This window comes from Massilia sp. ST3, assembly GCF_018119405.1.
Classification (GTDB): domain Bacteria; phylum Pseudomonadota; class Gammaproteobacteria; order Burkholderiales; family Burkholderiaceae_D; genus Telluria.
On the sequence record NZ_JAGPWC010000039.1, the window covers coordinates 1 to 21,512 of the forward strand.

The window sequence follows — 21,512 nt, forward strand, 5'->3', positions numbered from 1 at the left end:
CCCCCCCCGGCCCCACCCCGCCCCGGGGGGGGGGGGGGCGGCCCCCCCGACGCGGGGATGGTTGGCGTGCGCGACGCCCGGCACGACGATGCGGACGGTGCGTATCGACGCGTCGGCGGCCGAGCCGCCAACCCTACGATGTCGCGCCGGTTCCGGTCAGAAGTAGGACAGCCCCAGCGCCTTCTTCACCTCGTCGGTCGTCACGGCCGCGATCTCGCGCGCCCGGGCGGTGCCTTCCTTGAGGATCTGCAGCACCTGCCCGCGGTCCTTGGCGAACTCCTCGCGGCGGGCGCGGATCGGGGCCAGCATCTCCTGCAGCACGCCTTCCAGGCGCTTCTTGACCACGCTGTCGCCCAGGCCGCCGCGGGTGTAGTGCTCCTTCATCGCGGCCACGCCTTCCTTGTCCGGATCGAAGGCGTCCAGGTAGATGAAGGCCACGTTGCCTTCCAGGTGGCCCGGGTCGGACACCTTCAGGTGCAGCGGGTCGGTGTAGACCATCTTGACCGCGGCGCGGATCTCGTCGGCGGAGGCGCCCAGGTTGATGGTGTTGCCGAGCGACTTGCTCATCTTGGCCTTGCCGTCGGTACCCGGCAGGCGGCCGACTTCCGGCACGATGGCCTTGCACTCGACCAGGATGTCGCGGCCGGCGTTGCGGTTGAACTTGCGCACGATCTCGTTGCACTGCTCGATCATCGGGATCTGGTCCTCGCCCACCGGCACCACGCTGGCCTTGAAGGCGGTGATGTCGGCGGCCTGGCTGGCCGGATAGGTCAGGAAGCCGGCCGGGATGTCGCGCTCGAAGCCGCGCAGGATGATCTCCTGCTTGACGGTCGGGTTGCGCTCCAGGCGCGCCACCGTCACCAGGTTCAGGTAATAGAACGTGAGCTCGGTCAGTTCGGGAATCTGCGACTGGATCAGGATGGTGGTCTTTGCCGGATCGATCCCTACGGCAAGGTAATCGAGCGCCACTTCGACGACGTTCCGGTGTACCTTCCCGATGTCATCCATGTTGTCGGTCAGGGCCTGGGAGTCCGCCAGCATCACGAACTGGCGGTAGGTGTCCTGGTAGGCGACGCGGTTGCGCAGGCTGCCGACGAAATGGCCGAGGTGCAGCGGACCGGTCGGACGGTCACCGGTCAGGATGATGGGCGTGGAAGGGTTAGCGGTTGGCTGGGTCATCGAGGTTCCTTGTTCTTGCCCCGATCTTCCTGCGCCAAAGTAAAAACGCCACCTGAATCGAGGCGGCGTTGTTTGAAATGCACATCATTTCCTGGGGCCGCGCGTTACGAGCGGCGCCACCAGGTACGAAACATCAGATGTGCTTTCGGAAAGTTCATGGACCGCATGGTTGCAGGTTGGCGTCCCGCTGTCAACCGCTTCCGGCCCCATGACACGGCAGGCAGGGCTCCCCACAGGTCTTTTTTCATCCGGACGCCCGCCTGGGACCACAATGTTGTAATAATTTTAATAATTGGTGAATGTTATGGATTCAAACACGAGCACGAACAATCCAATCCCGTCCCTGGAACTCTGGGGCGGCCTTGAATGCACGGTCAACCGCGTCCGCGACGAATATTTCAGCCAGCTCGACCGCAATGGTCATGCTGAGCGCGCCTGCGACATCCAGCGGTTCGCCTCGCTCGGCATCCGCGCAATTCGCTATCCGATCCTGTGGGAGCGCACCGCCCCGAACGGCCTGGGCAGCGCCGACTGGACCTGGCCCGACGAGCGCCTGCCCGCCCTGCGCGAGGCCGGCGTCCAGCCGATCGCCGGCCTGATCCACCACGGCAGCGGTCCCCAGCACACCAGCCTCATCGATCCAAACTTCGCCGAACAGCTGGCGGAATATGCGGGCGCGGTCGCCGCGCGCTACCCCTGGCTCGAGTACTACACCCCGGTCAATGAGCCCTGCACCACCGCCCGCTTCGCCGGCCTGTACGGCGTGTGGTATCCGCACGGCCGCGACGACCGGACCTTCGTGCAGGCCCTGCTCAACCAGTGCCGCGCCGTGGTGCTGTCGATGCGCGCCATCCGCGCCGTGAACCCGGACGCCAAGCTGGTCCAGACCGACGACCTCGGCAAGACCTATAGCACGCCCGAGATGGCGCACGTGGCCGAGTTCTACAACGAGCGCCGCTGGCTGGCCTGGGACCTGCTGTGCGGCATGGTCGACGAGCGCCACAAGCTGTGGAAGTACCTGACCAGGACCGGCATCGCGGCCGAGGAATTCCTCTGGTTCCGCGACAACCCCTGCCCGCCCGACATCATCGGCGTCAACTACTACGTCACCAGCGAGCGCTGGCTCGACCACCGTCCCGAGCGCTTCCCGGAACACCACCGCGGCATCGCCGACGGCAAGCCCTGCGCCGACATCGAGGCCTCGCGCGTGCTGGCCACGCCGACCGCCGGCATCGCCCCGCTGCTGGCCGAGACCTGGGACCGCTACCGCATCCCGCTGGCCGTGACCGAGGCCCACATCGACGCCAACCGCGAAGACCAGTTGCGCTGGCTGCTCGAGATCTGGGAAGCCGCCCAGCAGTCGCAGCGCAACGGCGTGGACGTGCGCGCCGTCACCGTGTGGTCGCTGCTCGGCTCCTTCGACTGGAACAGCCTGGTGACCCAGAACCGCGGCTACTACGAGCCGGGGCCCTTCGACGTGCGTTCGCCGCTGCCGCGCCCGACCGCGCTGGCGAAGATGATGCGCGAACTGGCATCAAGCGCGCCGCTGTCGCACCCGGTGCTGCGCGGCCAGGGCTGGTGGCGCCGTCCGGGCCGCTTCCTGTGCCATCCGCCGGTGGCCACGCCGGCGGCGCTGACCTCGATCTCGGCCGACGGCCACCGCCTGGTGGGCACGGGCGCGGCGCCAATCCTGGTGCTGGGCGCCACCGGCACCCTGGGCCGCGCCTTCGCGCGCGTCTGCCAGAAGCGCAACCTGAACTTCAAGCTGCTGTCGCGCCAGGACATGGACATCGCCGACCCTGATTCCGTGGAGCGCGCGCTGGCCGCGCACAAGCCCTGGGCCGTGATCAACACCTGCGGCTACGTGCGGGTGGACGATGCCGAGGGCGAGATCGAGCGCTGCATGCGCGAGAACACGATCGGCCCGGCCGTGCTGGCCGCGGCCTGTGCCCGCCACGGCGTGCACCTCACCAGCTTCTCGAGCGACCTGGTGTTCGACGGGCGCCAGGACCGCCCCTATGTCGAATCCGACCCGGTGGCCCCGCTCAACGTCTACGGCCGCAGCAAGGCCGAAGCCGAAAGCATCGTGCTCGAGAAGAACCCGGACGCCCTGATGGTGCGCACCAGCGCCTTCTTCGGCCCCTGGGACCAGTACAACTTCGTGACCCTGGCGCTGGGCGCGCTGGAACGCGGCGAGCCCTTCGTCGCAGCCAGCGACCTGACCATCACCCCGACCTATGTGCCCGACCTGGTGCACGCCTGCCTGGACCTGGCGATCGACCGCGAGGCCGGCATCTGGCACCTGTCGAACGGCGGCGCCGTGACCTGGGCCGACCTGGCGCTGCGCGCGGCGGAACGGGCGGGCGTCGACGCCAGCCGCCTGGAACTGCGCACGGGCGCCCAGCTCGGCTTCGCCGCGGCGCGGCCGGCGTACTGCGCGCTGCACAGCGAGCGCGGGGTGCTGCTGCCGAAGCTGGACGACGCGCTGGGGCGCTACCTGGAGCTGCGCGCCGGCGATCCAGTGGAGATGGAGGAGCTGGTGATGACGGCCGAGTCGCGGCAGCCGGTGGCGAGTGGGCATCGGCAGCAGGAGGCTACTGAAGTTGGGGCGGTGCAGGCTGGGACTTGAGCCGCTGGTAGCGCATGCAAACTTGGGCCCCCGCCTTCGCGGGGACCCAAGTTCCCTCCCGAAGCCCCAATACCCGACTAATCCCCTCCACAACCCGAAGCCACAAGCAGCCAAACGCTAAAATGCACCGGCCACCCGAATAACAACCAGGCCATCAAACCGTGCAAGAGCAACACGCCTTTCCCTTCCTCCGCGAGATCATCCTCTTCCTGATCCTCTCCGGCATCCTGATCCCCCTGCTGCAACGCCTGCGCATCAACCAGGTCCTCGGCTTCCTGGCCGTCGGCACGGTCGCCGGCCCCTACGGCCTGGGCCTGCTGGCCGAGGACTATCCGATCATGGCCCAGTTCACCTTCCCCAGCGGCGAAGGCGTATCGATGCTGGCCGAGCTGGGCGTGCTGTTCCTGATGTTCATGATCGGCCTCGAACTCTCGGCCGCCCGCCTGTGGGCCATGCGGCGCTGGGTGTTCGGGGCCGGCAGCGCCCAGGTGATCCTGAGCGCGGCCCTGATCGGCGGCGCCCTCGCCCTGCTTGGCCAGCCGAGCCAGACCGCGCTGATCCTCGGCCTGGTGCTCTCGCTCTCCTCCACCGCCGTCGTGATGCAGCTGATGACCCAGCAGCAGAGCACCGCCAGCCCGGTGGGCCAGGCCGCCTTCGCCATCCTGATGCTGCAGGACCTGGCGGTAGTGCCGATCCTGATCCTGATCGGGGCGCTGGGCAAGGGCAGCGGCGACGGGGTCGCGATGCTGGCCCTGGTGACCATGGCCAAGGCGGCGGGCGCCATCGCCCTGATCTACCTGGCGGGCGGACGCGTGATCCACCCGCTGTTCCGGGCCTTCGCGCGCCACCGCCAGCCGGACGTGTTCATGGCCCTGATCCTGCTGTCCACCTTCGGCATCGCCGCCCTGTCGGCCGCGGCCGGGCTGTCGATGGCGCTGGGCGCCCTGATCGCCGGCCTGCTCTTGGCCGAGACCGAGTTCAAGCACGAGGTCGAGCTGATGGTCGAGCCCTTCAAGGGCCTGCTCATGGGCCTGTTCTTCATGACCGTCGGGATGAACATCGACACCCGCCAGATCCTCGAGGCGCCGCTGTGGCTGGCCGCCTTCGTGGGCGGCCTGGTCCTGATCAAGGCGGTCGTCGTCGCCGTGCTGCTGCGCATCGGCCACCTGCCATGGAACCGCGCCGCCGAGGGCGGGCTGCTGCTGGGCCAGGGCGGCGAGTTCGCCTTCATCGTGATCGGCTACGCCGTCACCTCGAAGGTGCTGGACCCGGCGCTGGGTGCGCGCGTGATGCTGGCGGTCGGCCTGTCGCTGTTCCTGACGCCGGTGCTGGCGCGCCTGGGCCGCGCCATCGGCGAACGCTGGGAGCGCAAGGACGAGCAGCCCGAGGCCGACGAAGCCAGCCTGGCCTCGGCGCGCGGCCACATCATCATCGCCGGCTTCGGCCGCGTGGGCCAGCAGCTGGCCAAGCTCTTGACCGACCAGAAGATTCCCTTTGTCGCCTTCGAGAACGACGCCAAGCTGGTGTCGAAGCTGCATGCGCAAGGCGTGCCGGTCTACTTCGGCAACGCCTCGCGCCCCGAACTGCTGCGCCGCGTGCATGCCGACGAGGCGCCGGCCATCGTGCTGACCATGGACCATCCGGCCTCGGCGATGCAGGCCGTGCGCGGCATCCGGCGCGAATTCCCGCACGTGCGCCTGTTCGTGCGCTCGCGCGACGAGAAGCATGCGCGGGCGCTGCGCCTGGCCGGGGCCAGCGTGGTGGTGCCGGAGACCCTGGAAGCGAGCTTGCAGCTGTCGGCCTTCGTGCTGGAGGCCATGGGGCTGGATGAGCGCTACGTGGACGACATCGTCGATCGCGAGCGGGACGAGTTTGCCGCCAAGCTCGTAGGGTCGGCGGATCTTCCGCCGACGCGGTGATCGTTGGCGATCACGCCATCGAGCCCGATATCGGAGCCGCTACCTATCACCGCGTCGGCGGCGTAGCCGCCAACCCTACGCGCCGAGCCGCCTGGCATCCCCACCAGGCAGCTTCTTCAAATACCGAAAACCCCGACAAATCGCTATGCGCGAACAGGACCGGCCCCTTCGCCTCCCGCAGCGCCGCCAGCCCCGCATTGCCGCGAAAGCCCGGCGCCGGTATCGCCATCGCATGCCCCCGCAAAGTGATGTCGGCCCGCTCCACGCAGGCCGCGAACGCCCAGCCATACGCCTGCCGCAGATCGCTCGACGCCAGCTCCACCAGCTCCTCCGGCGTGGCGCGCTGCAGCCAGCGCCTGGCCTCCAGCGGCGTGCGGTCCGCCAGCGCCATGTAGGCCGTGAACACGGTCTTCGCGGGCGGCGTCACGCGGATGTCCTGGTGGGTCGACACCACATAGCCCAGCCCCTTGCCGCCATAGACCACGTTGTCCCAGGCCAGCGGCGCCCCTTCGCGCTCGCGTGGGAAGTCGCGCATCACGAAGTTGGTCACCATCCAGGGCGCGTAGGCCGGCAGGTGGCGGCGCGGATCGAAGCCCAGCGCCTCGATACCCTCGACCACGCGCGCCGCGACGAACAGCGGCATGGCGCACACGATCCGTCGCGCCTTGACCAGGAAGCTGCGCGACTTGCCGTTTTCCAGCGCGAAGCACAGGGCCTCGGCCCGGTCTCCCCGCGCGCGTACCGACACCGTCGTGCCGGGGCGGCGCCGGTCTCCGGTCCGTTCGGCCAGCGCCCCGGCAATCGGCGCCAGGCCGCCGGGCCAGGTCAGGAGCCCGTTATCGTCCGCATTCGCCGCCCTGCCCAAGCGCCCCGCGAAATAGTGCACGCCGGCCCAGGCCGAGACGGCGGCGATGCCGGCGCCGTAGTCGTCGCGGCAGCAGTAGTCCAGGTACCAGCGCAGCGCCGGCGAACGGTAGCCCTCGCGGTCCAGCCATGCGGCGAAGCTCAGCGCATCCAGGCCGTCGAAGACGGGATCGCTGGACGACAGCGCCGAGGGGAACACGAAGCTACGCCGCCCGTCCGCGCCGCGTCCGTGGCGCAGCCTGTCCATGTGGGCCAGGAAGCGCTGCTGCTCCACCTGGTCGTCGGCCGGGATCAGGCCGTCCTGCCACTGGCCATGATGGAACAGTCTGTCCTCGGGGCCGTGCAGGATGAAGCGCTCGTCGTAGCGCGGCGCGTCGTCAAAAGCACCGTCCTGGATGACGCCCAGATCGGCCAGCATGGCGCGCACGTGCGCCGATTCCACGCCCGGCAGCGGCAGGTAGTGGGCGCCGGTCGGACAGGCGTATTCGCCATAGGTGCTGCCGGCCGCGTTGCCGAAGGCCTCGGGCCCGTCGAACAACAGGTAGTCGCGCCGTCCCAGCTGGTCCAGCTGCCAGGCCGCCGAGAGCCCGGCGATACCGGAACCGAGGATCGCCACGTCGGTCTCGATCGTGTGCGACGGCGGCGGCAGCGCCGCGCGGTCGCGCAGCAGGTGGCCTTCCGCCCGGCCGGGATAGCGCACACCGGGCGTGATCTCCTGCCAGCGCTGGAAGCCCCCTGCGCTACCCAGCCCGGCCAGCGCGGCGCCGCCGGCCGAGACGATGAAGGAACGCCGGTCCATCAGCGGGTCACCCCCTGCCAGTCTTGCTCGAACTCGCGCACCAGCGACTGCGAATCCAGCCGGTTGGGCTTCATGGGCAGGCGCTGCATGTCGGGCGGGAAGGCGAACATGGCGCGCGTGGTCTCGGCGTCCAGGTAGCGCATCGGCAGCCGGTAGCGCTCGGGCGGGGCGAAGCTGCCCTGGGGCGAGGCCAGCACGAAGCCCCATTCGCCGAAGGAAGGCACGTACAGGTGGTAGGGCCAGGTCTTCATGCCCACCTCGCGCAGGGTCGCCTCGATGGTCCAGTAAGCGTGCGGCGCGAAGAACGGCGAAGTCGACTGCACCGAGATCATGCCGTTGGCGGCGACATGCTTGCGCAGGACGCCGTAGAAAGGCACCGAGTACAGCTTGCCGAGGGCGAAGCTGGACGGATCGGGAAAATCGACGATGGCCACGTCATACATGCCGGCGTGGTTCTGCAGCCAGACGGCGGCGTCGGCGTTGACCACCTTGACCCGCTTGTCCTTCAGCGCCCCGGCATTGAGCCTGACCAGCTCGGGCCGGGTGGCGAAGGCGCCCGTCATCTGCGGGTCGAGGTCGACCAGGGTCACTTCCTGCACGTTCGGGTAGCGCAGCACCTCGCGCAGCGCCAGGCCGTCGCCGCCGCCCAGCACCAGTACCCGCCGGGCCCAGGGCACGGCGTGCATGGCCGGGTGCACCAGGGCTTCGTGGTAGCGGTACTCGTCGCGCGAGGAGAACTGCAGGTTGCCGTTGATGTACAGGCGCAGGTCGTCCTTCCAGCGCGTGATCACCAGGCGCTGGTAAGGCGTGGTGGTCGAGTACACGACCTCGTCGCCGAACAGGCCGCGCTCGCCCCACTCCACCATGCGCTCCGACAGGCCGAAGCCCAGCGCCAGCACGAACATCACGCTGCCGGCGCGGATTGCGCGCCCGCCCAGGTTGCCCAGCTCGGCGCGGAACACGTACAGGGTCCAGATCGCGACGCCGACGTTGAGCATCCCGAACAGGAAACCGGTGCGCACCAGGCCCAGGTGCGGGGCCAGCACCAGCGGGAACAGCAGCGAGACCGCCAGCGCCCCAAGATAATCGAAGGTGAGCACCCGGCTGACGATCTCGGCGAACTCGGTGCGGCGCTCGTTCAGGGCGCGCATCACCAGCGGCACTTCCATGCCGACCATGGCGCCGATCAGGAACACCGTCACATACAGCACGGTCCGGAAAGGCGCAGCCATCCAGGTGAAGGTCATGAACAGCAGCGCGGCCGAGACGCCGCCGATCAGGCCCACGGCCAGCTCGATGTCGACGAAGCGCGCCAGCACGTCCTCGTCGCGCACGTATTTCGACAGGTGGGCGCCGACGCCCATGGCGAACAGGTAGCAGCCGATGATGGTGGAGAACTGCAGCACCGAGTCGCCCAGCAGGTAGCTGGACAGGGCGCCGGCGATCAGTTCGTAAGCCAGGCCGCATGAAGCGACGACAAAAACGGAAAGAATGAGGATTTTTTTGGTCATGCGTGTTTTTTTGCTCTAAGATCGCGGTGCTGCCAATCTGACACTGGAGGACGAGGTGCCCGCCATCCTAAACTATCTGCTGCACCTGGCAACCGCTGTTGCGCTGGTGATGGGATTCTTCGTGGTCTACACCCGCGTCACGCCCTACGACGAAGTGCACCTGATCCGCGCGGGGAACCGGGCGGCGGCGCTGTCACTGGGCGGCACCCTGCTCGGGTTCTCGGTCACGGTGGCGGCAAGCCTGATGTACACGGCCGATTACTACCAGTTCCTGGGCTGGGGCGCGTTCGCCATGCTGGTCCAGGTGCTGGTCTTCGTGATCGCCACCCGCCTGCTGCGCATGTCCAAGGACCAGATCGAGTCCGACAACATGGCTTTCGGCGGCCTGCTCGGCGCCATTTCACTGTCCATCGGCCTGATCAACGCCGGCAGCATTTCCTGATCCACCCCTATTTCATCCAGCCCGCATACGGAGGCCACCATGTCGCTCGGTTCTTTCATCAAGAAGCAGTTTCTCGACGTCCTGCAGTGGAACGAGGAGACGGAGGGCGTGCTGGCCTGGCGCCACCCGATGGAGGACTACGAGATCCAGAACGGCGCCACCCTGGTGGTGCGCGAATCGCAGATGGCGGTGTTCGTGGATGAAGGCCGCATCGCCGACGTGTTCGGGCCCGGCACGCACCGCCTGACCACCTCCACCCTTCCGCTGCTGACCAACCTGAAGAACTGGGACAAGCTGTTCGCCTCGCCCTTCAAGTCGGATGTCTACTTCTTCAGCACCCGCGTCCAGACCGGCCGCAAGTGGGGCACGACCCAGCCGGTGACGATCCGCGACAAGGACTTCGACATGATCCGGGTGCGCGCCTTCGGCATGTATTCCTACCGTATCGCCGACCCGCGCCTGTTCTTCAAGGAGATCAGCGGCACCCGTGCGGTCTACACCCGCGACGAGGTCGAGGACCAGCTGCGCGGCCTGATGCTGGCGACCATGGCCAACTCGCTGGGCGCATCGAAAATCGCCTTCCTCGACATGGCCGCCAACCAGACCCTGATGGCGCAGCAGATCCGCGGCGACCTGGCGGCGGCCTTCGGGCGCTACGGCGTGGGCCTGGACGAATTCAACGTCACCAGCGTCAGCCTGCCGGAAGAACTGCAGGCCGCCCTGGACGAGCGCATCTCGGCCGGCATGAAGGCCAGCCTGGGCGCGGACAAGATGGGCGGCTTCACCCAGTTCCAGGTGGCCAGCAGCATTCCGCTCGCGGCCCAGAACGAAGGCGGCATTGCCGGTATCGGCGCCGGCGCCGGCGCGGGCATCGCCATCGGCCAGGCCATGGCCCAGGGCATGAGCGGCGCCTTCGCCCCGCCCCAGCCGCCCGCTGTTCCCGCTTCGAGCGATTCGATCGAGGACCGCCTGGGCAAGCTCAAGGGCCTGCTCGACAAGGGCCTGATCTCGCAGGCCGACTACGACAGCACCAAGGCCGAGCTGCTCAAGAAGCTGATCGGATAACGCAGCCCGCCTAGATGCTGAGCGTTTCCTGCCCTTCCTGCGGCGCGCCCGTCGCCTTCCGTTCGCACGCCTCCGTGATGGCGGTGTGCGAGTTCTGCCGCACCACGGTGCACAAGGACGCCGGCGCGGTGCAGGACCTGGGCAGGCTGTCCGAGGTGCTGGAAGACTATTCGCCGATCCAGATCGGCACCTCGGGCAAGGTGGGTGGGCGCGGCTTTACCGTAATCGGCCGCATCCAGCTGCGCTACGCGGCCGGCATGTGGAACGAGTGGTACCTGATGTACGACGATGGCGGGTCCGGCTGGCTGGGCGACGCCTCCGGCCAGTACACCGTCACCACCGCCCGTCCCCTGCCCTCGGGCTGGCCGGACTTCGAGCGGGTCCGGGTGGGCGCCCAGTACGACTTGGGCGCCGGACTATTCACGGTCTCGGACCGGCGCGTCGCTACCTGCGTCGGCGGCCAGGGCGAGCTGCCTTTCCGCGTCGGCGACGGCTGGCAGGCGCGCGTGGCCGACCTGCGCCGCGGCCCCGCCTTCGCCACCCTCGATTACTCCGACGGCGACACGCCGGTGCTGTACACGGGCTTCGCCACCACGCTCGGGACCATGCAGTGCCAGCTGCTGCGCGACGACGAGGCGATCAAGGCCAGCGCGGGCCGCTACCGGGGCAAGGTCCAGGCCCTGCAATGCCCTTCCTGCGGCAGCCCGATCGGCTACCTGCCCGGCATGGCCGCCAACCTGGTCTGCCCCGCCTGCGCCGCGCGCATCGACGCCGCCACGCCCCAGGCCGAGGTGCTGGCCGCCGGCGAGCGCGCCGCGCGAGTGCCGCTGACGCTCACGCTGGGCGCGGTGGCCAGGATCGGCAACCAGGACTACCACCTGATCGGCGCCATGAAACGCCTCGACGACGACGGCGAGGAATGGACCGAATACCTGCTGTACACCCCGCGCGGCCAGTTCTTCTGGCTGGTCGAGACGGGCGAAGGCTGGTGGCGCTCGGAAGTGCTGGACGAGTGGCCCGAGCCGGGGACGCCGGCGGCGCCGAAAGTAGCGCTGCACAACATCGCCTACGAACGCACGCTCGACTACCCGGCGCGCGTCAGCTGGGCGGCCGGCGCCTTCAACTGGAAGGTGGCGGCCGGCGAGCGCGTGCGGGTACGCGAGTTCGAGCGCGGCCAGACCAGCCTGGCCGCCGAGATGAACGACGAGGAGCTGACCTGGTCGCGCTCCACGCCGGTGGCCGACGACCAGGTCCGCGCCTGGTTCAAGCTGCCGGCGCCGCCCACGGCGCCGCGCGGCAAGTCTGCGATGTCGCCGAACGACCTGCGCTGGCGCTTCCTGCTATGGATGCTGGGCCTGAACGCGGTGCCGCTCCTGTTTAACTTCTTCGACACCGTCGTGTGGCTGGCAGCGGGCATCTTTGCGCTGTTCATCTCCTTCGACGCGAAGAAAGACTGAAAACGCCATGAACAAACGATCTTATTTTCTGTATGCGCTCGCGGTCACGATCGTCGTCACCATCGTCTCCTGGGTCGACATGCTCGATTCGGCCGACGATGCCGGCCGCTGGCGCAGCGGCAGTTCACGAGGCGGCTCCGGTTACTACGGCGGGAGCGGCCACAAGTGAGCATGCCGCACCGTCCCGCCGGCATCCACCTGCTGGCCGACCTGGCCGGGATCGAACCCGACCTGCTGCTCGATGCGGCCGCCATCGACAGCCTGCTGCGCGAGGCGGCGCTGGCCGCCGGCGCGCGCATCCTGCACAGCCATTTCCACACCTTCGGTCCCGGCATGGGCGTCACCGGCGTGCTGCTGCTGGCCGAATCGCATATCTCGATCCACACCTGGCCCGAGCACGGGTTCGCCGCCGCCGACATCTTCATGTGCGGCGAGGCCCAGCCACTGCGCGCCCTCGACCTCATCGAACGCGCCCTGTCCCCCGCCACGCGCACGGTGCGGACGGTGGAACGCGGCCAGCTATAATCCGCCCTTCACGATCTCACACTAGAACAGCCACATGACGCAATCCGGTATCTCTACTTCCGCGCTGCCGACAGCGCTGGGACACATCCGCGTGCTCGACCTGTCGCGCGTGCTCGCCGGGCCCTGGTGCTCGCAGAACCTCGCCGACCTCGGCGCCGACGTGATCAAGATCGAGCGCCCGGGCAGCGGCGACGATACCCGCGCCTGGGGTCCGCCCTACGCCAAGGACGCCGAAGGGCGCGACACCAGCGAGGCCGCCTACTACCTGTCGGCCAACCGCGGCAAGCGCTCGGTGACGGTGGACATCGCCAGCCCCGACGGCCAGGCCCTGCTGCGCGAGCTGGTCAAGCACTGCGACGTGGTGCTGGAAAACTTCAAGGTCGGCCACCTGAAGCGCTACGGCCTGGACTACGCGTCGCTCAAGGAGATCAAGCCCGACCTGGTCTACTGCTCGATCACCGGCTTCGGCCAGGACGGGCCCTACGCGCACCGCGCCGGCTACGACTTCCTGATCCAGGGCATGGGCGGGCTGATGTCGGTGACCGGCGAGCGCGACGACCTGCCGGGCGGCGGTCCGCAAAAGGCGGGCGTGGCCCTGACCGACCTGATGACCGGCATGTACGCCACCGTGGCCGTGCTGGCGGCCCTGACCCACCGCGACCGCACGGGCCAAGGCCAGCACATCGACATGGCCCTGCTCGACACCCAGGTGGCGATGCTCGCCAACATGGGCAGCAACTACCTCAACAGCGGCAAGCCGCCCAAGCGCTGGGGCAATGCGCACGCCAACATCGTGCCCTACCAGACCTTCGCCTGCGCCGACGGCCACATCATCGTCGCCACCGGCAACGACGGCCAGTACCAGAAGTTCGTGGAAGCCGGCGGCCGGCCGGAACTGGGCGCGGACCCGCGCTTCGCCACCAATCCGCTGCGCGTGAAGAACCGCGAGGAGCTGGTGCCGATCCTGGCCGCGATGGTCAAGGAAAAGACGCGCGACGAATGGATCGCGCTGCTGGAAGCCTGCGGCGTGCCTTGCGGGCCGATCAACGACATCGGCGAAGTGTTCGCCAACGAGCAGGTGGTGGCGCGCGAGGTGGCGATCGAACTGCCGCATCCGAAGGCGGGCAAAGTGAAGCTGGTGCGCAGCCCGATCCGCATGTCGGCCACGCCTGCGACCAGCGCCAAGGCGCCGCCGCTGCTGGGCGAGCACACCGAGGAGGTGCTGCGCGAGGTGCTGGGCAGGAACGAGGAAGAGATTGCGGCGCTACGTGACAAGGGTGTCGTGTGACGGACCGAAAAAAACCGCGCTGAGGCGCGGTTTTTTGTTGCTGCGCGGCGTGCATGAAACTTGGGTTCCGGCCTGCGCCGGAAGTCGTAGGCGCCAGTGGCGCGTACGACGGTATTTGAGCTTGCCATTACCCTCCGAGCCGTCGTCCCGGCGAAGGCCGGGACCCAAGTTCGCAGCGCACTCGTAGCGCCAGATGCAATCAATGCAGCTGATGCTTGAAATCCGACAGCTCATCATGCACCCGCATCACCATCGACTGCACCTGCGGTGACGGCTGCGCAGTGCGGCAGACCCGCTTGGCTTCGTCGCCGATGGCTTCCAGGTCGTCGATGCACTGGACGATATCGGATTGGTCGTTCGATTGCATCACGCCCTGTGCCCGGCTCGATTCCCGGGCCAGTTTCTGGATGCAGTCGCGGATCTCGTTCGGAATTGCCTGGTCGTTGCGGCAGGCTTCCTCGGCCTGGTTGATGGTCTGCTGGACGTGACGGAAACGTTGCTGAATTTCGGCTGCTTGCAACATGTTGACCTCCTGAAAGTAAGCGGAAAACTCCACTGGAGCATTCCAGCTTAGGACGGATTCAGGGTTTATCAAGCGTTAAGTGAAGCAGAGCTTCGGGACAAATGCGGTGCGTTCTCCACGGCACGGGACGGTCTATCCGGAAGCGCGCTCGTCTTCCGCCATCTGATGGGCCACGAAGGCTTGCCTGATTGCGCCAGGCTCGATCAGTTCACGTCGCGCCCACTCGCGCAACTCGTCGGACTTCAACCCAGAGAGCAAGGCTTCCCGCAAGGATTCCGCCTCGGCCGGGCGCCCGAGTCCACGTAATACCGCGATACCGATTCGCACGTCTCGAGCCAGGTTGGACAACTCAGCAGACATGCGCGGCATCGGCGGGGAGGAAAAGAGCGGCCACTGCATGGCGGCACGATTGACCTCCTCCAGCAGCTCCAGCGGATCCTTGCGGTAACGGTCGGCAAGGGAGAAGTCCTCCATCTCGACCAAGGCCGGCAGCGCCTGCCAGGCGCAGCGGCGCGCCAGCCCAGGCTGCTCGGCATCCAGCCGCGCGAACAGCCGGTGCGTCGAGCCCGCATCCCCGAGCGTCTCATTCATCTGCACCACGAGCGAGAAGCGCCCGATGCGCAGATAGCAGTCCTCATCCGTGCTCGTCTCCCGGTCGCGCCCGACATACAGGTCGCCGGCGAGCAAGCGTGCGGTCTGGTCGTCGCGAACATCTTCGAGCGCCTTGCGTGCCGGAGCGAACTCCTCGGCCAGCATCGACCACCTGAACATGGTGAAGAACAAGTCCGTCCGTTCCGGCGCGACGGCCTGCTCGACCTCGTCAAAGGATTGCCTCAGCAGCGCCAGCAGCTCGTCGTGGCGGCCTGCTTCGCTCAGCTCGTTCATCCTTGTCACGTGTTCCGGAATGTCGCTCATGATTGGAGAAGGTGATGCTCAAGCGTCAAAGACGCACTTGCGAAGGCGCGAGGTACTTGTCCCCGAGGACCACCCTGGCGTTGGCCTGCGTGACATACTTAAAGAGCGGCATGCCGCGCCCCTCGGACGCAAAGTAGAAGTATTCGCCATAGGCGTTGCGCGCGAAGCGGTGCACACAGGTCACCGTCCGCACGTCGTTCACGGTAATCCAGTCCTGGCGCTCATGCACGATTTCCGCCGTGCGGCCGTCAAAGCAGTACTGGGGATCGGCGCCGGCGACGAGAATGTTCCGGAACTCTTCCTCGGCGCGCGGCACGATGCTGTCGTCATCGCGCCGGCCCAGGCCGAAGAGATGGGTTCCGGCTGCGCACACGGCCGAAACGACGATACCGAGCATCAGTCCTGCATCCATGTCGCTCCAGCGCCAAAAAAGCCAAGGGGAAAAGCGCTACCTTAGCATGCGGCGCAGCCTGGAAATACGTGCTTTGTCACCCTTGCTCCAACGCCCGTTCCAAGGCCTCCACGCACACCCTCACCTTGGCCGACCCCGCCAGGCGCTGCGGATACACGGCCCAGACATTGGCCTCCTGCGCATACTCCGGCAGCACCCGCACCAGGCTGCCGTCCTCGAGCCAAGGCTGCACGTCCCACAGCGAGCGCAGCACGATGCCGGCGCCTTCGCGGGCCCAGCGCAGCGCGATCTCGCCGTGGTTGGTCGACAGCGACCCCGCTACCTTGACCGTCTCCTCGCCCTGCCTGCCGCGCAGGCGCCAGGTGCCGAAAGGGTGGTCGCGCTCCTTGATCGGCAGGCAGTTGTGGCCGGCCAGCTCGGCCAGCGTCTTCGGCACGCCGCGCCGCGCCAGGTAGGCGGGCGCGGCGCACAGGACGCGGCGGTTCTCCTTCAGGCGCCGGGCAATCAGGTTCGGGGGAATCGCGTCGCCGATGCGCACGTCCAGGTCGAAGCCTTCCTCGACGATGTCGACCAGCCGGTCGAACACCTCGAAGCGGATCTGCAGGCCGGGATGGTCGGCCGCCAGGCGCGCGATGACGGGCGCGACGACATTGCGCCCGAAGCCGAAGCTGCTGCAGATGCGCACCCGCCCGCGCGGGTCGCGGCGCTGTTCGGAGACGGCATCGACCAGGCTGTCCAGATGCTCGAGGATGGTCTGGGCATGCGCCAGCACACGCTCGCCATCCTCGGTGATCAGAATGCGGCGCGTGGTGCGCTGGAACAGCTTGACGCCCAGCGCCGCCTCCAGGATGCCGATGCGCTTGCTGACATAGGCGGACGACATGCCCAGTTCCAGCGCGGCCGCCGCGAAGCCAGCCTTGCGCACCACGGTGACGAACACGCGCAGGTCTTCATTTTCGACTGGATTATTCACGATACGTGTTTCCTATATCAACGATCAAGATGATTATAAACACTTCGTCCCGAGTTAAGCTGATGCCCATTCCTTCACTTACCAGGACGCACCATGAACACGCACCGCATCGCGGTCATCGCCGGCGACGGCATCGGCAAGGAAGTCATGCCCGAAGGCCTGCGCGCCCTCGAGGCCGCCGCCCGCCGCTTCGACATCTCCCTCGCCTTCGAGACCTTCGAATGGGCCAGCTGCGACTACTACGCCCAGCACGGCAAGATGATGCCGGACGACTGGTTCGCCCAGTTGCGCGGTTTTGACGCCATCTATTTCGGCGCGGTCGGCTGGCCCGACACGGTGCCGGACCACATCTCGCTGTGGGGGTCGCTGCTCAAGTTTCGCCGCGAATTCGACCAGTACGTGAACCTGCGCCCGGTGCGCCTGATGCCGGGCGTGCCCTGCCCGCTGGCCAACAAGAAGCCGGGCGACATCGATTTCTACGTGGTGCGCGAGAACACCGAGGGCGAGTATTCCGCGGTGGGCGGCAAGATGTTCGAAGGGACCGAGCGCGAACTGGTGCTGCAGGAATCCATCTTCACCCGCCACGGCACCGACCGCATCCTGCGCTATGCCTTCGAGCTGGCCCGGCGCCGTCCGAAGAAGCACCTGACCGCCGCCACCAAGTCGAACGGCATCGCGATCTCCATGCCCTACTGGGACGAGCGCCTGGCTGCGATGGCGCAATCCTATCCGGACGTCGCCTGGGACAAGTACCACGTCGACATCCTGGCGGCCCGCTTCGTGCTGTCGCCCGAGCGTTTCGACGTGGTGGTGGCCTCCAACCTGTTCGGCGACATCCTGTCCGACCTCGGCCCGGCCTGCACCGGCACCATCGGCATCGCACCCTCGGCCAACCTGAACCCGGAGCGCACTTTCCCTTCGCTGTTCGAGCCGGTCCACGGTTCGGCGCCGGACATCTACGGCCGCAACATCGCCAACCCGATCGCCATGATCTGGTCGGGCGCGATGATGCTGGACTTCCTCGGCGCCGGCGACGCCCGTTATACCGCAGCCCATGACGCACTGCTGCGCGCCATCGAACACTGCCTGCAGGAAGGTCCGCGCACGCCGGACATGGGCGGCAGCGCCAACACGACCGATGTCGGCAGGGCCATCGCGGCCTTCCTTGCCGCGGCCTGATTCCTTCGGTCCTGCGCCACACCGTGAAGTCGCTTTCGACCAGCGACTTCCAGTTGTTGTATTTATGCTATTTGCGGCCTCAGCACTTCTTTCGCCCAGGGATTCGGCGCAGAATGGCCTGGTAAGCCCCATACCGTAGAGCCAGTTTTCTTGTCGATCCTTACTGATGCGGAGGCAGTCAATGGAGAACACGAGCAACAAATGGTCGGTCCATGCCGTTCACGTCCTTTCCATCCTGGCCGTTTGCGCGCCCATGACGGCCTTCTCCGCGGACAGTCCGGGAGCGGCGGCGAAGGGCAACTACATCGAACGCGGCCGCTACCTGGTCAAGATCGCCGGCTGCAACGATTGCCACACGGCCGGGTATGCGCAGTCCGCCGGGCAGGTCGCGGAGAAGGACTGGCTGCTCGGCGACCAGCTCGGCTGGCGCGGTCCCTGGGGCACCACCTACCCGTCCAACCTGCGCCTGGCATTGAGCAAGATGAGCGAAGCCGACTGGATCAAGACCGCCCAGACCGTGAAGCTGCGCCCGCCCATGCCCTGGTTCGCGCTGCGCGACATGGACAAGGAAGACGTGCGCGCGATCTACCGCTTCGTGCGCCACCTGGGGCCGGCCGGCGCGCCGGCGCCGGCCTACGTGCCGCCGAACCAGGCGCCGGCCGGGCCCCACATCCAGTTCCCCGGCCCGCCGCCCAAGTAAGCGGACTGCCCCGGCCAGGCACGGCACCCTCCCGGCTCAGCGCAGGACCGGCGGCTGGTCCGGCTCGTCGCGGGGATGGCAGACGTGCCGTGCGCAACGCCTCAGCTGGTCGAGATCGATGCCCAGGCGCTTGGCCAGCTCGGCGAACTGGCCGGTCAGCACGCGTTCGCTCAGCAGGCAGCACAGGAGGTCCTTCACCCCATCGTCCCCCTTGCCGCCGGGACCGCCATCGTTGCCCTCGCCCGGCCGCGGATCGCCGGGCTGGGGCGCGCGCCCGATCACGGCCGAGAGCAGTTGCTCGCGGCTGAACCTGGCGCCGCGCGTCGCATGGCCCTCGGCCACCACATGGAAGCGGTAGACCCCGTTCTGGGTCGCCAGCACCGAGGCTTCGAACACCCCGGTATCGGTTTCGTGGAGCGCCATGAGGGCGCTCGAGTGGTCCGGCAGCGTGACGGTCGCGTTGACGACGGGGTGGGTGCCGAGCGGCCGCCCGTATTCGCTCAGGCTGGCGCGCAGGAACAGGGTCGACCCCGGCGCCACCCCGGTCTGGCTGAGTGCCGCGCGCATGTTCAGGTTGGAGCGCGCATGGATCAGGGCGTGGAAAGGCAAGCGCGCCTGTCCTGCCGCGGACATGGCGCCGGGGATATTGGCCAGCTTGGCCGAATCGCCGCGTCCCATTAGCGCCAGCAGCAGCTGCCATTCGCCTTCCCAGTGCTCCTTGCCGTCATGCAGGACCGGCAGGGTCACGCGCAGGTTGCGCGAGGTCGCGCCCGGCCGGTAGGCGCCCGCCGGCAGCTGGGGCACGCCGATGATGGTCCCGTCCGGCGCCTGCAGGGCGATCGCCAGGAAGGGCGGCGCCCGCGTCAGGGCCACGGCGTCGAAGGCGATGTCCGAGCGGGTGATCCAGAACGGCACGCGCGCGATTTCGCCGAAGCCCACCGAGCCTTCGGGATCGCGCACGATGTCCCGGTTGAGGACGCCGGCGAGGATCTGGATGAAGAATTTCTCCAGCAGGAATTCGTCGTCCTGCGCCAGGGCGCCGGTCACCAGCATGAATCCGCCCGTGCCGTCGGCGATGGCGCGCAGGATGTCGTTCTGGACATTCGCCGCATCGGCCACGCCCACGGCGTAGAGCCGGTCGGTGATCAGGTGCTGGACGTCGGCGATCCGGGGCGAGCGGTCCTCGATGCCGTCCGTGAAGACGATGGTGGCGTTGATCTCGAAATCGCCCGCGATCGGCGAGGCGCCGATCAGGTCCGCCGCCTGCTGGATGCCGGCGCCGATGCAGGTGTGGGGATAGGCGTCGGGCGGCCCGTGCTGGGTGATCTTCAGGCGCACATCGTTGCGCACGCCGGACGTGAGCGGGCCCGCGACCTCGAGGTCGCGCACGGTCTGGGCGGCGTCGGAAAACGCCACCATCGCCACGCCGTTGTCGTCGTAGAGCTGGTCGACGAAGGTCGTGGCCGCGAACTGGAGCACCTCCAGGCGCATGCGGTTGTTGCCGGCATTGGCCAGCATGCTGCCCGACTCGTCGAGCACCATGGTGACCGATGCCCTGGGGCGCCGCACCGAATTGGCGGCGATCGGGATATCGTCGTCGCGCCACAGTTCGTCGCCGAAGCTGTTGTGCGCGACGACACGCATCGTCCCGTTCGCCGACGTGCCCGGCGCCTGCCCGGTGAACTGGACCCAGATCCTGAACTCGCCGGTCGGGAAGGCGCTGCCGGGGAAGGAATAGGGACTCGGGTCGGCCAGGGTGAAGGGCCCGGAGGTGATCGCCGCCTCGAACATCAGCCCGCCGCAGCCGCTGATCTTGAACAGCGCCGCGCGGTGGGTCGTGTCGCCCTCGGGCACGTCGTTGAAGGTCACTTGCGGCGTGTCGAGCGTGACAGTGAGCGGGTCGCCCGCGATGAAGCCCGCCATGCCCTGCGCCTGCGCCGCCGCGAGCAGCACGTCGTCGCGATGGTAGACATAGCCGAGCGCGACGTGGTTGAGCATGGATGCGGGCGTGGCGCCGCCATGCATCGGCGAGTTCAGGTCCACGAAGGCGTCGCTGTCCTCGTTGCAGGTGCTGGATGCTCCCGAATACTGCTCGACGCCAGGTGCCGGATGGTTGAGCTGCCAGATGGCCCAGATGCGGTCGACGTTGCAGTGGTGCAGGTAGAACAGCGGATCGTCCGGCGAGCGCCCGCCGGACATGCTCTCGCCCACCCAGTTATGGGCAGGAAAGTGGGTGCCGCATTCGATCGCCCGGAAGGCCGGATAATCGGCGGCGCCAAGTTCGCCGAGCACGTCCCCAATGCTGGGAAGCACGACCCCGGCGGCGTCGCTGCGGCGCACGAAGTCCCAGTGGTCGAAGCGGCCGCCGCTCTTGTTGCGCCCGCCGAAGAAGGATTTCCAGGGTTCGACGTCGATGTCGCGCGAGTCCGGCCGTGTCCAGTCCCAGTACGGCAGGCTGACCCGGTCGTCGAACTGGCGCAGCTCTCCTTCGAGCAGCAGCAGGAAGTGGCGGTGCCAGGGCAGGAAGGCCGGGCCCCAGTGGATGCCGTGGTTGAAGTGGGCATCGTGCTCGCCCGCCATGCTGGCGATGACGCCGCGGCTAAATGCGTCGTTGAAGGCGTCGGCGAGCCGTTCGCGCTCGACCGGGCTCAGGTCGATGAAGTTTTTCCGGCAGCGCATCACTGTTCTCCCCGTGGTGCTTCTCGGGCCAGGCTGCCGCGCTCGCGCTCGGACTGGCCCAGATAAACGCGCACCGCCTCGAGCAGGCTGTCGCGCCCCGGTACATAGGCATTGTCGGCTAGAACGTATCCGCCAGAATTCCTGAAGAAGCGGCGGCGCGCGCCGTCGATCCACAATTCCTCGTGATCGGGCCCGCTGACGATGCGGACCACATGTCCGTCCACCTCATGTTCGCTCGTCACGGGGTCCGGCTGCTTGTCCGATGGTGATGGCATGGCGCGCTCCTTTCGCTGACAGTCGGGTCGTCGGGATGACAAACCTTCCCGTGTCTCCATGGATCAAGCAACCCACATGCCAGTGATGGGCGAAAAGGGAAATGCACGAGAACCGGCGTCGCCGGGGTTTGTCTGACTGAACGCGGAGGCGACAATATCATTGTTGGCGCGAGTCGTA

The 21,512-nt window shown here is 67.6% G+C and carries 19 protein-coding genes; 10 read left to right on the plus strand and 9 right to left on the minus strand.

Annotation, left to right across the window (positions count from 1 at the left end):
* Positions 1–156: 156 nt before the first annotated feature.
* A complete protein-coding gene (gene trpS / locus KBW98_RS14360) occupies positions 157–1,179 on the minus strand; it encodes a tryptophan--tRNA ligase (RefSeq protein WP_211520834.1) in 1,023 nt (340 codons plus the stop codon).
* Positions 1,180–1,483: 304 nt separating this feature from the next.
* On the opposite strand from trpS, the gene KBW98_RS14365 reads away from it, so the two are divergent.
* Positions 1,484–3,808, plus strand: a complete 2,325-nt coding sequence (locus KBW98_RS14365; protein WP_211520835.1) for a family 1 glycosylhydrolase — start codon at positions 1,484–1,486, stop codon at positions 3,806–3,808.
* 161 nt (positions 3,809–3,969) lie between these two features.
* Entirely contained in the window at positions 3,970–5,727 is a 1,758-nt protein-coding gene (locus KBW98_RS14370) for a cation:proton antiporter (RefSeq protein WP_211520836.1), read from the plus strand.
* Positions 5,728–5,773: 46 nt separating this feature from the next.
* On the opposite strand, the gene KBW98_RS14375 is transcribed toward KBW98_RS14370, so the two are convergent.
* The gene (locus KBW98_RS14375) at positions 5,774–7,390 is read right to left on the minus strand and encodes an NAD(P)/FAD-dependent oxidoreductase (RefSeq protein ID WP_211520837.1); all 1,617 of its coding nucleotides are present in this window, start codon (positions 7,388–7,390) and stop codon (positions 5,774–5,776) included.
* The gene (locus KBW98_RS14380; RefSeq protein WP_211520838.1) at positions 7,390–8,901 is read right to left on the minus strand and encodes a polyamine aminopropyltransferase; all 1,512 of its coding nucleotides are present in this window, start codon (positions 8,899–8,901) and stop codon (positions 7,390–7,392) included. Before KBW98_RS14380 ends, KBW98_RS14375 begins: the two co-directional genes overlap by 1 nt.
* A 55-nt stretch (positions 8,902–8,956) precedes the next feature.
* On the opposite strand from KBW98_RS14380, the gene KBW98_RS14385 reads away from it, so the two are divergent.
* From KBW98_RS14385 to KBW98_RS14410, 6 genes are read left to right on the plus strand one after another with little or no spacing between them, the layout of a single operon-like run.
* Positions 8,957–9,343 (plus strand): DUF350 domain-containing protein, encoded by a 387-nt coding sequence (locus KBW98_RS14385; RefSeq protein WP_211520839.1) that lies wholly within the window; start codon positions 8,957–8,959, stop codon positions 9,341–9,343.
* 39 nt (positions 9,344–9,382) lie between these two features.
* A complete protein-coding gene (locus KBW98_RS14390; RefSeq protein ID WP_211520840.1) occupies positions 9,383–10,408 on the plus strand; it encodes an SPFH domain-containing protein in 1,026 nt (341 codons plus the stop codon).
* Between the two features lie 14 nt (positions 10,409–10,422).
* Entirely contained in the window at positions 10,423–11,865 is a 1,443-nt protein-coding gene (locus tag KBW98_RS14395) for a DUF4178 domain-containing protein (RefSeq protein WP_229429197.1), read from the plus strand.
* A 7-nt stretch (positions 11,866–11,872) separates the two neighbouring features.
* Positions 11,873–12,034: a hypothetical protein gene (locus tag KBW98_RS14400; protein WP_211520841.1), complete on the plus strand. Its 162-nt coding sequence runs from the start codon at positions 11,873–11,875 to the stop codon at positions 12,032–12,034.
* Between the two features lie 2 nt (positions 12,035–12,036).
* Entirely contained in the window at positions 12,037–12,390 is a 354-nt protein-coding gene (gene speD / locus KBW98_RS14405) for an adenosylmethionine decarboxylase (protein ID WP_211520842.1), read from the plus strand.
* Between the two features lie 34 nt (positions 12,391–12,424).
* Positions 12,425–13,678, plus strand: a complete 1,254-nt coding sequence (locus KBW98_RS14410) for a CaiB/BaiF CoA-transferase family protein (RefSeq protein WP_211520843.1) — start codon at positions 12,425–12,427, stop codon at positions 13,676–13,678.
* 199 nt (positions 13,679–13,877) lie between these two features.
* On the opposite strand, the gene KBW98_RS14415 is transcribed toward KBW98_RS14410, so the two are convergent.
* The 4 genes from KBW98_RS14415 to KBW98_RS14430 all read right to left on the minus strand — a co-directional run bounded on the left by KBW98_RS14415 (position 13,878) and on the right by KBW98_RS14430 (position 16,501).
* Entirely contained in the window at positions 13,878–14,201 is a 324-nt protein-coding gene (locus tag KBW98_RS14415) for a hypothetical protein (protein WP_211520844.1), read from the minus strand.
* A gap of 132 nt (positions 14,202–14,333) precedes the next feature.
* A complete protein-coding gene (locus tag KBW98_RS14420) occupies positions 14,334–15,116 on the minus strand; it encodes a hypothetical protein (RefSeq protein ID WP_211520845.1) in 783 nt (260 codons plus the stop codon).
* Positions 15,117–15,141: 25 nt separating this feature from the next.
* Complete coding sequence (locus tag KBW98_RS14425) at positions 15,142–15,528, minus strand: hypothetical protein (RefSeq protein WP_211520846.1); 387 nt, start codon at positions 15,526–15,528, stop codon at positions 15,142–15,144.
* Positions 15,529–15,604: 76 nt separating this feature from the next.
* Complete coding sequence (locus tag KBW98_RS14430; protein ID WP_373888948.1) at positions 15,605–16,501, minus strand: LysR substrate-binding domain-containing protein; 897 nt, start codon at positions 16,499–16,501, stop codon at positions 15,605–15,607.
* Between the two features lie 93 nt (positions 16,502–16,594).
* On the opposite strand from KBW98_RS14430, the gene KBW98_RS14435 reads away from it, so the two are divergent.
* Both KBW98_RS14435 and KBW98_RS14440 read left to right on the plus strand, forming a co-directional pair.
* Complete coding sequence (locus KBW98_RS14435; protein ID WP_211520847.1) at positions 16,595–17,680, plus strand: tartrate dehydrogenase; 1,086 nt, start codon at positions 16,595–16,597, stop codon at positions 17,678–17,680.
* 253 nt (positions 17,681–17,933) lie between these two features.
* A complete protein-coding gene (locus KBW98_RS14440) occupies positions 17,934–18,380 on the plus strand; it encodes a cytochrome C (protein ID WP_229429198.1) in 447 nt (148 codons plus the stop codon).
* A gap of 36 nt (positions 18,381–18,416) precedes the next feature.
* On the opposite strand, the gene KBW98_RS14445 is transcribed toward KBW98_RS14440, so the two are convergent.
* Together KBW98_RS14445 and KBW98_RS14450 are read right to left on the minus strand one after the other, a co-directional pair.
* The gene (locus tag KBW98_RS14445) at positions 18,417–21,059 is read right to left on the minus strand and encodes a tyrosinase family protein (protein WP_211520849.1); all 2,643 of its coding nucleotides are present in this window, start codon (positions 21,057–21,059) and stop codon (positions 18,417–18,419) included.
* Positions 21,059–21,334 carry a hypothetical protein gene (locus KBW98_RS14450; protein ID WP_211520850.1) on the minus strand — a complete coding sequence of 92 codons (276 nt, stop codon included), beginning with the start codon at positions 21,332–21,334 and terminating at the stop codon, positions 21,059–21,061. The genes KBW98_RS14445 and KBW98_RS14450 overlap by 1 nt, the downstream gene beginning before the upstream one ends.
* Positions 21,335–21,512 lie beyond the last annotated feature (178 nt).